The organism is Streptomyces longhuiensis (assembly GCF_020616555.1).
Taxonomy (GTDB): Bacteria; Actinomycetota; Actinomycetes; order Streptomycetales; family Streptomycetaceae; genus Streptomyces; species Streptomyces longhuiensis.
In genome coordinates this window covers 1,469,590-1,484,286 of the sequence record NZ_CP085173.1, presented here as the reverse complement: position 1 = coordinate 1,484,286, position 14,697 = coordinate 1,469,590, and the positions used below count along the sequence as shown (strand labels likewise).

General features: G+C 70.0%; 12 protein-coding genes. 8 read left to right on the top strand and 4 right to left on the bottom strand.

What is annotated here, in order from left to right:
• Both LGI35_RS07120 and LGI35_RS07115 read left to right on the top strand, forming a co-directional pair.
• A complete protein-coding gene (locus LGI35_RS07120; protein WP_227293047.1) occupies nucleotides 1-1,203 on the top strand; it encodes a M20 metallopeptidase family protein in 1,203 nt (400 codons plus the stop codon).
• Nucleotides 1,204-1,277: 74 nt separating this feature from the next.
• Nucleotides 1,278-2,675: an MFS transporter gene (locus LGI35_RS07115; protein WP_227293046.1), complete on the top strand. Its 1,398-nt coding sequence runs from the start codon at nucleotides 1,278-1,280 to the stop codon at nucleotides 2,673-2,675.
• Nucleotides 2,676-2,846: 171 nt separating this feature from the next.
• Here LGI35_RS07115 and LGI35_RS07110 read toward each other — a convergent pair whose 3' ends face one another.
• Both LGI35_RS07110 and LGI35_RS07105 read right to left on the bottom strand, forming a co-directional pair.
• Nucleotides 2,847-4,043, bottom strand: a complete 1,197-nt coding sequence (locus tag LGI35_RS07110; RefSeq protein ID WP_227293045.1) for an acyl-CoA dehydrogenase family protein — start codon at nucleotides 4,041-4,043, stop codon at nucleotides 2,847-2,849.
• Between the two features lie 81 nt (nucleotides 4,044-4,124).
• Nucleotides 4,125-5,747 (bottom strand): class I adenylate-forming enzyme family protein, encoded by a 1,623-nt coding sequence (locus LGI35_RS07105; RefSeq protein ID WP_227293044.1) that lies wholly within the window; start codon nucleotides 5,745-5,747, stop codon nucleotides 4,125-4,127.
• A gap of 135 nt (nucleotides 5,748-5,882) precedes the next feature.
• Here LGI35_RS07105 and LGI35_RS07100 point away from each other — a divergent pair, with 135 nt between their 5' ends.
• From LGI35_RS07100 to LGI35_RS07090, 3 genes are all read left to right on the top strand, one after another.
• Nucleotides 5,883-6,479, top strand: coding sequence for a TetR/AcrR family transcriptional regulator (locus LGI35_RS07100; RefSeq protein ID WP_227293043.1), 597 nt, complete (start codon nucleotides 5,883-5,885; stop codon nucleotides 6,477-6,479).
• A gap of 216 nt (nucleotides 6,480-6,695) precedes the next feature.
• The gene (locus LGI35_RS07095) at nucleotides 6,696-7,967 is read left to right on the top strand and encodes an SLC13 family permease (protein ID WP_227293042.1); all 1,272 of its coding nucleotides are present in this window, start codon (nucleotides 6,696-6,698) and stop codon (nucleotides 7,965-7,967) included.
• 58 nt (nucleotides 7,968-8,025) lie between these two features.
• Nucleotides 8,026-9,300, top strand: a complete 1,275-nt coding sequence (locus LGI35_RS07090; RefSeq protein WP_227293041.1) for a CaiB/BaiF CoA transferase family protein — start codon at nucleotides 8,026-8,028, stop codon at nucleotides 9,298-9,300.
• Here LGI35_RS07090 and LGI35_RS07085 read toward each other — a convergent pair.
• Together LGI35_RS07085 and LGI35_RS07080 are read right to left on the bottom strand one after the other, a co-directional pair.
• A complete protein-coding gene (locus LGI35_RS07085) occupies nucleotides 9,248-9,895 on the bottom strand; it encodes a CatB-related O-acetyltransferase (RefSeq protein WP_227293040.1) in 648 nt (215 codons plus the stop codon). The two genes, LGI35_RS07090 and LGI35_RS07085, sit on opposite strands and share 53 nt — an antisense overlap.
• Before the next feature lie 48 nt (nucleotides 9,896-9,943).
• Nucleotides 9,944-10,174, bottom strand: coding sequence for a peptidoglycan-binding domain-containing protein (locus tag LGI35_RS07080; protein WP_227293039.1), 231 nt, complete (start codon nucleotides 10,172-10,174; stop codon nucleotides 9,944-9,946).
• Between the two features lie 22 nt (nucleotides 10,175-10,196).
• On the opposite strand from LGI35_RS07080, the gene LGI35_RS07075 reads away from it, so the two are divergent.
• The 3 genes from LGI35_RS07075 to lpdA all read left to right on the top strand — a co-directional run bounded on the left by LGI35_RS07075 (nucleotide 10,197) and on the right by lpdA (nucleotide 14,636).
• The gene (locus tag LGI35_RS07075; protein WP_227293038.1) at nucleotides 10,197-10,640 is read left to right on the top strand and encodes a hypothetical protein; all 444 of its coding nucleotides are present in this window, start codon (nucleotides 10,197-10,199) and stop codon (nucleotides 10,638-10,640) included.
• 361 nt (nucleotides 10,641-11,001) lie between these two features.
• Entirely contained in the window at nucleotides 11,002-13,062 is a 2,061-nt protein-coding gene (locus LGI35_RS07070; protein WP_227293037.1) for a restriction endonuclease, read from the top strand.
• A gap of 164 nt (nucleotides 13,063-13,226) precedes the next feature.
• The gene (gene lpdA / locus LGI35_RS07065; RefSeq protein ID WP_227293036.1) at nucleotides 13,227-14,636 is read left to right on the top strand and encodes a dihydrolipoyl dehydrogenase; all 1,410 of its coding nucleotides are present in this window, start codon (nucleotides 13,227-13,229) and stop codon (nucleotides 14,634-14,636) included.
• Nucleotides 14,637-14,697 lie beyond the last annotated feature (61 nt).

Here is a 14,697-nt window from a genome sequence, read left to right as displayed (position 1 = left end):
ATGTCGACCACGGAACGCGCCAAGGAACTCCAGCCCGAACTGGCCGGGCTGCGGCGCTCCCTGCACCGCGAACCCGAGCTCGGACTCCAGCTGCCCCGCACCCAGGAGAAGGTCCTCGCGGCCCTCGACGGTCTTCCGCTGGACATCACCCTCGGCAAGAACCTCAGCTCCGTGACGGCGGTCCTGCGCGGCGGTCGGCCCGGCGGCGCCGTGCTGCTCCGCGGCGACATGGACGCCCTCCCCGTCACCGAGAAGACGGGGGTGGACTACAGGTCGCGGACCCCGGGCGCCATGCACGCCTGCGGTCACGACCTGCACACGGCCGGGCTCGTCGGCGCGGCCATGCTCCTCGCCGAACGCCGTGAACACCTGCGCGGCGACGTGGTGTTCATGTTCCAACCCGGCGAAGAGGGCCACAACGGCGCCGGCGCGATGATCGAGGAGGGTGTACTCGACGCGGCGGGGAAGCCTCTCGACGCGGCCTACGCGCTGCATGTCGCCGCCAACCGGGTCCCCGGCGGCATGATCGCCTCCCGTCCCGGCACCATCACTTCCGCTTCCGACCTGCTCCGGGTGACGGTGCGCGGCAAGGGAGGGCACGGCGCGACCCCGCACAGCGCCAAGGACCCGGTCCCCGTCGCCTGCGAGATCGTCACCGCCCTGCAGAACTGGGTGACCCGCCGCTTCGACATCTTCGATCCGGTGGTCGTCACCGTTGGCAGCTTCCACGCCGGTACGAAGCAGAACGTCATCCCGGAGACGGCCGAGTTCGAGGCCACGGTGCGCAGTTACTCCGAGGGCAATCACGAGCGCCTCATCGAGGGCCTGCCCCGACTGGTCCGCGGCATCGCGGACGCGCACGGCATCGGGGCGGAGGTCCACTACGACGTGGCCTATCCGGTCACCGTCAACGAACCCGGCGAGACCGCCTTCGCCCTCGACACGGCCCGCGACCTGTTCGGCGCCGACCAGGCCTGGCAGGCCCCGCACCCTGCGAACGGCTCGGAGGACTTCGCGTTCGTCCTCCGGCGCACCCCCGGCGCGATGCTCCTCGTCGGCGCGGCCCCCGAGGGCGTGGACCTGGAGGAGGCTCCGATGAACCACTCACCGTACGCCGTCTTCGACGACCGGGTCCTGTACCGCCAGGCCGCGCTCCTCGCGGAGCTCGCCGAGCGTCGCCTCGCGGCGGGTGCGGCGACATGACGGCGCCGGAGAAGCCCGGCGGTTGCCCCACGTCGCGAACCACCTCGCCGTCCGCCCCGGCCAGGGTCACCGCCGTGGTAGGTCTGCTTGTCGCCTTCGAGTTGGTCAGCGGACTGTTGCAGGGCGCCGCGCCGCCACTGATCCCGGAGGTCGAGAAGTGGCAGCACCTCAGCACGGCGCAGGCCCAATGGTTCACGACGGCCCAGTTCCTCGCGGCCGCCGTCAGCGTCCCGGCCTTCGGCCGCCTCGGTGACCTCTACGGCCACCGGCGCCTTGTCCGCGTAGCGCTCGGCTGTGTCGCCGTGGGCACCGTCCTGGTCGCCGTCGCGCCGAACCTGCCGGTCCTGCTGCTCGGCCGGGCACTCATGGGCCCGTTGGCCGCGCTGCTGCCGTTGGAGATCGGCCTGGTGCGCGACCGTCTCGACGTGGACGGCGGCCGCCGCGCCGTCGGGCTCCTGGTCGGGGCGCTCACCCTCGGCTCACTCCTCGGCCATGTGCTGGTGGGTCCGGTCCTCTCGGCCGTCGGCGGGCTGCGTCCCACGCTCGCCGTACTCGCGGCGCTGGCCGTCGGGTGCCTGGTCGTGTCCTTCCTCGCCATCCCCGAGTCGGCCACCCGGGCGACCGGCCGCATGGACTGGGCCGGTGCCGTTCTCCTCGCGGTCGCCCTGGTGACGCTGCTCGGCACGATCTCGCGCGGCACGGCCTGGGGGTGGCTCTCCCCGCGCACACTCGCCGCGGTGGCGCTGTCCTGCGCTCTGCTGTGGTGGTGGACCCGCATCCAACTGGCCCGGCCGCACGCCTTGGTGGACCTCCGGGCGGTGGCCCGTCGCCGAGCGGCTCCCCACTACGCCTCCGGGTTCGTTCTCGGCGCGGTGATGATGGGAGGGCAGGGCGTGGCCGTCAGCTTCCTCGCGGCGTCGCCGGGCGACGAGGGCTACGGATTCGGCCTTGCCACCTGGCAGATCAGTGTCTGGGGCGCGATCCCGCACGTCATGGCCTTCCTGGGGTCGGTGCTGTGCGCGGGAATCGCTGCCCGGATCGGGTACGCGCGCACGCTCCTCGGCGCGTTCGCCCTGATCGCGGTCGGCAACGCCGGGCTGATGGCCGGCCACTCCGCGCTGCCGCTGTTCGTAGGGGCGTACGGGGCGGTGGGCATCGGCATGGGGCTCGCCCTCGGCGGGCTGCCGTCGGTCGTGGTGGAGGGGAGCGCTTCCGACCGCACGGCGAGCGCCGCCGCCGTCTACAACAACCTGAAGACACTCGGCGGCAGCGTCGCAGGGGCGGTGTTCGCGGCGGTCCTCGGCACGTTGGTCGTCGGGACGACGGACACCCCGGCGCTCACCGCGTATCTGACCGTCTGGGGCATAGGGCTCGGCCTGAGCGTCCTGGCCGCGGGCGCACAGCTACTTGCGCGTAGCAGTACGGGGCGACGGGCGGGCACGCTCGCGGAGGCCCGCAGCGCGCCCTCTTGACGGTCCCACTGGGCCCCTGCCCCGACTCTCTCGGTCCCCGTCACGACGGCGGGGACCGAGGTATGTCCGGTACCTGCTACCCACCTCGCTTCGTACGGCCCGTGTCAGGCGCACGCGAACGGACCCCACGGCCGTGAGGCCTGTGGGGTCGTCGGGCGCCGGGTCGCTCGGTCAGGCAAGGAACGCCAAACCCTTGGCGATGCCGTTCTTCTGGATCTCGGACGTGCCGGTCAGGACGCGGAACATCCGGATCTTGCGGAACAGGAACTCGACTTCGTTGCCCTGAGTGAGGCCCTCCTTGCCGTGGATCTGCACGGCCTGGTCGAGAATCCGGAACGCGGACTCCGCGACGAAGAGCTTGCACATGAACGCCTCGGTCCGCACCTGGCCACCTTTGTCCAGGGCGGCCAGGGCCGCGTACGTCATCGAGCGCGCGGCGTAGAACTCCGTCGCCATGTCGGCGACCTTGTGCTGGACGGACTGGAGCGCCAGCAGTGGCTGTCCGCCGGCGGCCTTGCGGTGACGGGTGCGCTCCAGCGTGAGGTCGAGGGCGCGCCGGGTGGCGCCGAGCACGCTCGGGCAGTGCAGCAGCCGATTGGTGGTGACACGGCCCAGCGCGATGCGCATGCCCTCGCCCTCCTCGCCCAGGAGGTTGGCGGCGGGCACGTGGCAGTCCTCCAGGACGATGTCGCTCTCTATGTGCTCGCCGGACATCGGGGTGGCACCGTCCAGGACCTGGCACCCAGGACTGTCCAGATCGACGAGGAACGCGGAGAACGAGGGCTTCGGGTCCGCGTCCCCGCCGGTGTCCGCCATGCGGGCCACCACGATCGCGAAATCGGCGAAGGGGCCGGCCGAGCTGAACACCTTGTGCCCGGTGAGCCGGTAGCCGTCACCGTCCCGTACGGCGGTGGTGCGCATGGAGCGTACGTCGGAACCCGCTTCGGCCTCCGTGAGCGAGAAGCAGCAGGCGCGCTCGCCCCGGACCAACGGCAGGAGATACTTGTGGAGTTGGTGGTCCGTGGCGTGCCGCAGGATGTCACCGGCCCGCAGCGGACCGCCCATGTCGCCGAGCACGCAGTGGCCGAGGGCGCGGCCACTGGCGCCTATCTCCTCCTTGAGGGAGGCCAGTTGGGTGTACGAGAGGGCCTGACCGCCGAACTTCTCGGGCAGGTGGATCCCGTAGAAGCCGAGTTCGCGGCTGCGCCTCCAGACGGGTTCCAGGTCGGCACGGGTCAGCCGGGAGGTGTGGGTGATGCCGCGGTTGCGTTCGTAGTCGGCGAGTTCGCCGTCCAGGTAGTCGCGGAGCGCGTCGACGAGGGCCGCGAGGCGCGGTTCGTCGTAGGTGGGGCGCAGGGAGAACGTCATGTGCGGGGGCCTCGTTCCGAGTTCCGGGTTCTGGGTCCGGGGTCTGGGTTCTGGTTCTGGTTCTGGTTCTGACGTTCTGGGTCAGTTCACGCGGCGGGCTGTGCCGGCCCAGAACGGCTCGCGCACCGCCCTGCGGTCGAGCTTCCCGTTGCGGTTGTGTGGGAGTTCTGCGACAAAGTCCACGGAGCGTGGCTTCTTGAGGCGGTCCAGGCGCTGTGCGCAGAACGCGGTGACCTCCTCCGCGCTGAGGGAATGACCGGGGCGCGTGACGACGACGGCCTTGACCGCCTCGCCCCACGTCTCGTCCGGCACGCCTACGACACAGGCCTCCTGAACGGCGGGATGCTCGTAGAGCGCGGCTTCGACTTCGGTGCAGTAGATGTTGAACCCGCCTGAAATGATCATGTCCTTCTTGCGGTCGACGAGAAACAGATAGCCGTCCTCGCGCATCCATGCCAGGTCGCCGGTGTGCACCCAGCCATCGCGAAAGGTCTCGGCGGACAGCTCGGGCTCGTTCCAGTACGCGCGGACGCAGTCGGGTCCGCGCACGATGATCTCGCCCACCTCGCGCGGCCCGAGCTCGCGGCCCGTGTCGTCCACGATCCGGATCTCCGTGTCGTACACGGCCCGCCCGCAGGACTGCAGGAGTTCGGGGTCACTGGCCACGGCGCGGGCCGTCTCCGCGCTGCTCAGTCCGGCGACCACGCTCGTCGTCTCGCCGAGACCGTAGCCCTGCGCGACCACCGGGCCGAACAGCGCGACGGCATCCCGCAGTCGCCGAGGTGACACCGGCGCGCCGCCGACGCGGACGCTGGTGAGGCTGGAGAGGTCGCGTCCGGCGGCGCCGGGGTGGGCGAGCACCATGTTCAGCATCGCGGGCACGAGGAAGGTGGTGGTGATGCGCTCCTTCTCCACACTGTCCAGGAAGGCCTCGGCGCTCCAGGCGGGGAGAACGTACGCCGTCGAACCCGCGAACACACCCGCGAGCAGCCCCATGCCGGTGGCGTGGGTGATGGGACCGCACGCGAGGTAGCGAGTGGCGGGCCCCGGCCGGGACTCGTCGCTCATCAGCTGCTTGCGCATGTTGGCCAGGCGGTTGCCGACGCTCTGGACGGCCGCCTTGAGCGTTCCGGTCGACCCGGACGTGAAGTTGAGGACGCACGCGTCGTCCTCGGACACGTCGACGGTGACCGCTTCGGTGCTGCCCTCGGCGAGCAGCTCGCGGTACCGGACGGTCCCCGGGGTGTCGGTGGCGGTATCCGCTTCGGTTGATGTGTCGTCCAGGAGGACCGGTACGCAGCCCGTGCCCGCCGCGGCGATCGCCGCCAGAGCGTCCTCGCGGTGCGCGGCGTCGAAGAACAGGACGCGTACGGGCGCGTACCGCAGGATGTGCTCGATCTCGCCGCGGCCGAGCCGGGCGTTGACAGGTGCCCTGGTCAACCCAGCCTTGTAGAGGGCGAATTCGACCTCCACGAGTTCGCCCCGGTTCCAGGCGAGCGAGGCGACCGCGTCCCCGGGGCGCAGGCCCCGTGCGATGAGGGCGGATGCCAGACGGTTGGTCTCGCTGTCGAGTCGCGAGTAGGTCCATGTGTGTTCGCCGCAGACGAGGGCCGTTGCGTCAGGCCAGTAGCGGGCGCTGCGGGAGAGGTAGGTGCCGAGGTTCATCGACGTACTCCAGAGCTGGAAGATCAACACTCTGACCACTGTGATCAGTCTGTTCAATACGAGACAGCTTGTTCATTAACGCATTGACTGTCAAGGCTCTCCTAGACTGGGCGGACGTGAGAGCGGGCCCGGAGACGCCGAGTACGGCGACGGCGGAAGACGTGGAAGGCAGCGATGGCTGAGGACAGAAGGACCAGGCGCACGCGGCGCGCCCTGGCGGACGCGTTGGTGGAACTCGTCCTGGAGCGCGGCTTCAGCGCGCTGAGCGTGGAAGACATCACGGAGCGCGCCGACGTCGGCCGCGCCACCTTCTACAGCCACTTCAAGGACAAGGACGCCCTGTTCGCGCGGGTGACCGCCGACCTCCTCGACGAACTCGGCCGGCGCCTCGCCCCGTCCGTCGCGGGGAGTGCGGTGGGCTTCACGGGGAAGCCCCTTCTGGAGATGCTCCGCCACGCGCGCGACGAGCGTGACCTGTACCGGATCGTGCTGCGCGGCGAGGGTGACGGGAAGCCGCTCCAGATGTTCACGGACGTGTGTGCCGCGAACACCGCGCAGGAGTTCCGCGCACGCGCCGAACGCAACGACGTGAAGCCGCGCATCGACGCGGAACTGCTCGCCCGCGTCTGGGTCGGGGAGCAGGTCGCCGTGCTGCGGTGGTGGGCCGAGAGCGAGACGCCTCCCGCGCCCGCCGAGGAGGTCGTGCGGATGCTGCTCGACCTCGCGCTACGTGGTCGTTACTGGGCGAGCGGGTTCGACGCGCCCGAGTGACCCCGGCGCCGCACGGCGCACCCCGAGACCCTTGTCGGCCCCGCCGCCTCCCCGGGCGACGGGGCCGACTGCTGTCCCGGAGGCGGCGCTCCTCGCCTGCTCTTCCCCGCTCCTCCCTCTTGAGCGGGGCGGCACCTTGACCTACATTGCTGATCTCATCGCAAAATACTGAACAACGTGTCCGGTATCGAAGAGTCGCCCACGGGAAGAGCCCGCATGTCCGTGCCAGAGGTGTTGTCCGTCGTCCTGCTCGTCTCCGCGTTCGGCCTCGCGATGTGGCGCGACGTCAACGTGGGACTCGTCGTGCTGCCGGCGGCGTTCGTGATGTCGGCGATCGCCGGCATCCCCAAGGAGGAAGTGCTCGCCGGGTTCCCCGCAGACCTGGTCGTCCTGATCCTCGGCGTGATGTACATGTTCGGCCACGCCCAGCGCAGCGGCGCGATCGACCGGGTCGTCCGTCTCGTGGTCCGGCTGTCCCGCGGCCGTGACTGGTTCCTGCCCTGGGGCATGTTCCTGGTCGCGGCGGCACTCAGCGCCATCGGGACGCTGCCCAGCGCGACGGTCGCCGTCGTGCTTCCCATGGCGATGCGTATCGCCCGTACCAGAGACGTCGACCCCGTGCTCATGGCCGTGGTGGCGTGCGGCGGAGCCGGTGTCGGGGGGTTCTCGCCGCTGTCGCCCTGGGGCGCGCTCGTCAAGGAGCTCGCCAGGAAGCTCGACGTCACCTACTCGCCCACGGCACTGTTTGCCGGTCTCGCGATCCTCAACCTGCTCCTGGCGCTGGTCGCCTTCTTCGCCCTGGGCGGCCTGCGGCTCGTGCGCGCGTCCCGGGTACGCCGGGCTGCCTCGCGGGACAGTGAGGTGCCGGTCCTGCGAGGCGCCGCGCCGGTCACCCCGTACGAGACCGGTTCGCTCATCGGTTTGAGCGTCTTCGTGGTCGCCGTCCTGGGATTCGGGGTGTCCGTCAGCTTCGTGGCACTCCTGATCGGGCTCTCGCTCCAGCTGGTCTTCCGCCCCGACTCACGGCGGGTCGTCTCCGAACTTCCCTGGTCAGTCGTCCTGTTGACCAGCGGCATCATGGTGTACGTCGGTGTACTGGAGCGGACGGGAACGCTCAAGGCGATCGCCGCGCATCTCGGCGGCATCGACAACACCCTTCTCGCGGTGCTCTCCGTCTCCTACCTCGCCGCGGTCTTCGCGACCGTGGAGTCCTCGACGGTCGCCGTGCTCGGCGTGGTCGTCCCACTGGCCGCCGCGGTGCTGCCGCATGCCGACTCGGCACGGTTCACCGTGCTGCTGATCGCCGTGTGCGCCACCATCGGCGCCGTGGCGATCAGCCCCCTCCACCTGGGTGGCGGCCTGATCCTGGCCAACACCGAGGAGGCGCACGCGCCGCGCGTCTTCCGTCGGCTGATGGCGTGGTCCCTCGGGGCGGCGCTGCTACTGCCCCCGGCTCTTCTCGTTCTACCGCTGGCGACAGGGCTGTGACCTGTCGCCAGCACACCCCGCAGCGTCACCTGACTCTCACCCAAGGAGCGCAAAACTGATGGCAGTCGAGAAACCAGGTTCTGAACGCGTCGAGCAGGCCGAGACACCCGAGACGGCAGATCCTGCCGAAGCCGCTGAGTCCGCCCGCGACGCACACGGCGGACCCCCGGACTGGTCCTTCCTGACCGGCAAGCGCGTGCTCGACCTGTCCCGGCTGCTGCCGGGCCCGTACGCCACCTCGATGCTCGCCGATCTGGGCGCGGACGTCATCAAGATCGAGGAGCCCGACGGCGGGGATCCCGCGCGTTCGGCCCCCGCGCTGTTCGAGGCGCTCAACCGCAACAAGCGCTCCGTCACCCTCGACCTCCGCGACGACACACACCGGACCGAGTTCCTGCGCCTCGTCGGTACCGCCGACGCCGTCGTGGAGAGCTTCCGCCCCGGCGTCCTCGACCGGCTCGGCCTCTCCTATCCCGTCCTGCGCGAGGCGAACCCGCGCATCGTCCTGTGCTCCCTCAGCGGATACGGCCAGACGGGACCGTACGCGAACAGGCCCGGTCACGAACTGAACTTCCTCGGCCTGTCCGGGTTCTTCACCGTCCCCGGGCGCATCGACGGGGCGATCACCCGGCCGGGCGTGCGGGTGGGTGACATGGCGGGCGCGATGCAGGCGGCGTTCGCGCTGACCGTGGCGCTCGCGGGCGCGGCCGCCACGGGACGGGGACAGCACATCGACGTCTCCCTCACCGAATCGATCGCCGGCTGGTGCGCCCTGTTCGCTCTGCCCATGGCCGATGCCGGTGACCCGCTGGAGAGCGGGCTCGTGCAGGGCGACAACGACGTCTTCCGTACGGCCGACGGACGGCTGCTCTCGCTCGCCACGTTCGAGGACAAGTTCTGGCGGGAGTTCCGCACCGCGCTGGGTACGGAGTTCCCGGGTCTGGACACCGACGCGTACGACCGTCGGCCCGCCCGTACGGCCGCCAAGGAGAAGGTCCACGACCTGCTGACCGCGGTGATCGCCACCCACGACTACGCGTGGTGGGAGCGCACGCTGACCGGGATCGGCGCGCCATGGGCACCCGTGCTCACCGCGGCCCGACAACTCCTGGAGGACCCGCATCTGACGGAAAGAGACCTGTTTTCCCAGACGTCCGGTCCGGCGCCGCAGGCACGCTTCCCGGTCCGCTTCGGGTCCGGCCTGAACACCTTCCGCACGCCGGCACCCGAACTGGGCGCGCACACACAGGAGGTGCTGGAAGCCATACCCGCCGCCCCGATCACCGCGGCATCGGGGCCACGGCCTCCAGCGCGTCCACGGAGCCGGACATGACGGTGCGCACGTGCTCGGTGAGGTGTTCGGTGGGCCAGTCCCACCACGCGAGGGCGAGCAGGCGCTCGACGTCCTCGTCGCAGTAGCGGCGGCGGATGAGCTTCGCCGGGTTGCCGCCGACGATCCCGTAGTCGGGCACGTCGTCGACGACCACGGAACCCGAGGCGATGATCGCTCCGTGTCCGATGCGTACGCCGGGCATCACCGTGGTGCGGTAGCCGAACCACACGTCGTTCCCGACGACCGTGTCACCCCGGCCGGGCAGCCCGCTGATGAGATCGAAGTGGTCCGCCCACGAACCGCCCATGATGGGGAAGGGGAACGTCGACGGGCCGTCCATACGGTGGTTGGCCCCGTTCATGATGAACCGCACGCCCTCGCCCAGCGCACAGAACTTCCCGATGACCAGCTTCTCCGGCCCGTAGTGGTACAGCACGTTGCGCGTCTCGAAGGCGGTCGGGTCGTCCGGATCGTCGTAGTACGAGAACTCACCGACCTCGATCAACGGCGACGTGACAAGTGGCTTGAGCAGCACGACCCGCGACTGCCCCGGCATCGGGTGAAGCACGGTCGGATCGGCGGGCACGGATGGCATGACGGGTCGACTTCCTCACGTGGCAACGGGCGATGGACGGGCATGTTCTCAGCCGCGCCGGGTCTCGGACTCCAGCGCGGCCCGCGTCTCGGGACCGTACACACCGGCGTCCTCGTCGATGCCGCGGGCCACCTGATAGCGGTGGACCGCGTCCGCGACGTCGGTCGAGTACGTGCCGTCGGCCGGCCCCGTGTACAAGTTGATCTGCGTCAGCCGTCGTTGGAGGTCTTTGACCTGACCGCCGTGGCTGCCGGTGGACAGGACTCGGCCGCCGGCCACCGGGCGGGCGGCGGAAGACGTCGTGGGCGCGGGCGCGGAAGGCGTCGACGCGGAGGACTTCGCCGAGGCGGACGCGGGTGCGGTCGCCGAGGTGGACGCCGTTCCGGACACGGTCGACGACGGGCTGGGGGAGCGGGTCGCGTCCGCGCCGCCGTTCCCGGGGGAAGGCGCCGCCGACCGCGACGAGACGGATCCGGACGGCGCGGGCATGGCCGAATCGTCCGCCGCCGACACGGTCCGGCTCGGGGCGCTCCCGGAGCTGAAGGCGCCACTGGCCACGGCGATGACGGCGGCCGCCCCGACACCCAACGCCGCGGTACCGGCGATCACCCATCGGCGCCTGCGGCGCCCGGGTGGCCGACGACCACGACCGGCGGTGACGACATGCTCCGACGTGCGGACCGACATGCCCTCGACGGCCGGCCCGCCCCCGACCGGCCCCTCGAAGAGCCGCAGATCCTCCTGAGCCACCGTCCCGGCCGACTGACCGGGTGGGGTCACCTGCCCGAACACCGGGTTGGCAGGCACCGCCGGTGCGGACGTCGCGCAGCCGCAGGCCGGCTGCTGGCCGGCTATCGGTTCGGACCCGCACAAGGGGCATCGCTGTGCACTCACGTGAATGGCCCCTCCTCCGGGCGGCCACAGCATATGCCGATGACCAGGTGAAGTCCGACTTACGTCCTCGCCCGACCGCCACCCGACCGGTGGAGCCCGCCGCGGTCGGCCTGTGACGACTGGATATGCGAAATGGGTATCGCTCGATACAGTCGTCCCTTTACAACTGGTTGTGGGGACAACCGGAGCGCCTTGGGGAGGGCCAGCAACACATGAGTCGACGCTCCAGTGGCCCGGTCGGCGTCTGGGCCGAGATGCAGCGGCAGCAGCAGCGCCAGATGGAGGCCGAAGCCAGACGGCAGAGGCAAGAAGCGCAGCAAGCACGTGCCTATCAACGGCGAGCGATCCAGAACCACCGCGAGTACCGGCAGGCAGAGGCCCTGCGCCGCACTGAGGAACTGGACGCGCAAGTCACGTCGCTGCAAGGCCTTCTCGCCTCGGGTTGTCAGGCTCCGCCGTTCAGGGCGCCCTCTCTCATGCGCCCTGAGGATGTCCAGCCCTTCGCGCCGGGCCCCTTGGCGCAGCCCGTGCCCATGCCGGACTTCCGGCACTACCAGGCACAGAGCGGGTGGACTGCCACGCGGCGGGCCCAGGCGCAGGCCGAGGCCCGGGCGCAGTTCGAGAGGGACTGGCAGTCGGCCCAGGCTGCGGAGGCTCGACGGCAGCAACAACTGGCGTCGTACCAGCGGGAGTACCAGCAGTGGGCCGATGCCCAACTGGCCGATGTACGCCGGCACAACGCAGGCATCCAAGAACTGACCGAAGCGGTCAGGCGCCGCGAACCCGACTCCGTGGTCGAGTACTTCTCCGCCGCTCTCTACGCCTCGACCGCATGGCCGGAGGGATTCCCGCGTCAGGTGGCGGCCGCCTACGACTCGGCGGCTCGCCAGTTGGTGCTGGACTGGGAGCTGCCCGCCTACAGCGTCGTCCCCGAGGTCAAGTCCGTCCGGTACATGTCCGGGTCGGACCAGGACAAGGAGACGGCCCGCCCAGTGGGCCAACGTCGGTCTCTGTACCGGGAAGTCCTCGCGCAGTGCATGCTGCTCGTCCTGCACGAACTCTTCGCCGCGGACGAGATGGGCACCCTCGAGGCGGTGACCCTGAACGGGTTCGTGGACGGGCACGATCCCACGACGGGCCGACCGGGCCACATCTACCTGGCAACCGTCATGACGTCGCGCGCGACGTTTCGCGACCTGTACCTGGCCCAGGTGGACGCCGGCAGCTGCCTGTCCGACGCCTTACGTGGGCAACTCTCCACCCGCCCCGACCAGCTCACGCCGGTACGGCCCAGCCGTCGGCCGCAGGAGGTCGGAAACCGCGTCGTCACGCACGGCAGCGACGAGGAACCCGACCTGTACGACATGGATCCGATCGCCTTCGAGAATCTCGTCGCCGAGCTCTTCAGGGCCATGGGAATGCAAGCGGTCACCACCCAACGTTCGAACGACGGCGGGGTGGACGTCGACGCTCTGGATCCGACACCCATCCGGGGCGGCAAGATCGTCGTGCAGGTGAAGCGCTACCGCAACACGGTGCCGCCCACCGCCGTTCGCGACTTGTACGGAACCGTGCAGGACGCCGGCGCCAACAAGGGTGTCCTCGTGACGACATCAGGGTTCGGCCCGGGCTCGCACACCTTCGCCAACGGCAAGCCGCTGGAACTGATCTCCGGCACCGAACTCGTCGACCTGTTGCATCGGCACGGGCTACGAGGGCGGCTGGGCGATGGCGCCCGCCGCCCGGCAGCGCAGCCGACTCCGACGGTTCCCGACTTTCGGCTGCCCGACGACTACAACATCCTGGGCATGTCGTGGACCGGAGGCGTCGCCCTGGACGTGTGTGCTCTCGTCTGCCGTGGCAGCAGCATCCTCAGTGACGATCACTTCGTCTTCTACAACAACCCGCACACCGCGGACGGATCCGTACGCGTTCTGCCTCCGACCGCACCGGACAAGGCCGCCATCTGCGTCTCCTTCGACGCGTTGCCGGACGAGGCCGACCGGTTCGTGCTCGTGGCCGCGATCGACCCGGAGGTGAACCCGGACGCCGACCTCTCCGGCTTCACGGACGCCTCCATCCGCCTGCTCGACCCGAGTCTGGCCGACCTGGGACGGCTCGAGGTCTCCGACGGCCGCCCCGGCGAAACCGCCTTGGTGCTGGGCTCCTTCCGCCGCAGACCGAACGGGGACTGGGACTTCGTGCTGGGCGGCAAAGGCTACGCGGGGGGCCTGGAACAGCTCGTTCAGGACTTCGGCATCGAGGTGGAGTAGATGAAGCGCGGCCCGGGCCGGGGACGGGGCTTCGCCCGGGGGCGTGACCGCGCCGAGACCCGGGAGGCGCTGGCGTTGCGTATGTGCGTGGGTCCCGGTCGCGGACGTACCGTCGTGCACGTCAGGGCCAGACTCGCCTCTCACCGAAACGGCAGGAACGCTCCATGAGTACCACGCACTACGACGTCGTCGTCCTGGGTGCCGGACCCGGTGGCTACACCGCGGCCGTACGCGCCACCCAGCTGGGCCTTCGTACCGCGGTCGTCGAGGGGAAGTACTGGGGCGGTGTCTGCCTGAACGTGGGCTGCATCCCGTCCAAGGCGCTGCTGCGCAACGCCGAACTCGCGCACATCTTCACGCAGCAGGCCTCGACCTTCGGCATCCACGTCGAGGGACAGGTCAGCTTCGACTACGGTGAGGCCTACCGGCGCAGCCGCAAGGTCGCCGACGGCCGGGTCGCCGGCGTGCACTACCTGATGAAGAAGAACGACATCACCGAGTACGACGGCCGCGGCATGTTCATCGACGACCGCACGCTCCGGATCGACCTCACGGCCGGCGGCACCGAGACCGTCACCTTCGGGAACTGCATCATCGCGACCGGAGCCACCACCCGACTCCTGCCGGGCACGGCCCTCAGCGACCGCGTGGTCACCTACGAGGAGCAGATCCTCTCCGAGAAGCTCCCCGAGTCCATCGTCATCGCCGGTGCCGGAGCGATCGGCGTCGAGTTCGCGTACGTCCTGCACAACTACGGCGTCAAGGTCACCGTCGTCGAGTTCCTGGACCGCATGGTGCCGACCGAGGACGCCGACGTGTCCAAGGAACTCTCCCGCCAGTACCGGAAGTTGGGCATCGAGGTGCACACCGGGACCCGGGTGGAATCCATCGACGACAGCGATCCCGCGGCCAAGGTGCGTGTCACCGTCTCCAAGGACGGGCAGCAGCGCGTGATCGAGGCCGACAAGGTCCTCCAGGCGATCGGCTTCGCGCCCCGCACCACCGGATACGGGCTCGAGAACACCGGCGTACGGCTCACCGAGCGCGGCGCGATCGACGTGGACGGACGCGGGCGCACCAACGTGCCCCACCTGTACGCGATCGGCGACGTCACCGCGAAGCTGATGCTGGCGCACGCGGCGGAGGCCATGGCCGTGATCGCCGCCGAGACGATCGGCGGCGCGGAGACCATGGAGGTCGACTTCACGATGATCCCGCGGGCCACCTACTGCCAGCCGCAGATCGCCAGCTTCGGGTGGACCGAGGCGCAGGCCCGCGAGCTCGGCTTCGATGTGAAGGTGGCGAAGTTCCCGTTCTCCGCGAACGGAAAGGCCCATGGCCTCGGTGAGCCGACGGGCTTCGTCAAGGTCATCAGCGACAACCGGTACGGCGAGCTGCTCGGCGCCCACCTCATCGGCCCCGAAGTCACCGAACTGCTGCCGGAGTTGACGCTGGCTCAGCAGTGGGACCTGACCGTCCACGAGGTGGCGCGCAACGTGCACGCCCACCCGACGCTCGGCGAGGCCGTGAAGGAGGCGGTGCACGGGCTGGCCGGACACATGATCAACATGTGACGGCCGTCCGGGCGGCGCCTCCTCCGGCAGCCATGCTTCTTCGGTCGGGTACCGATCGACG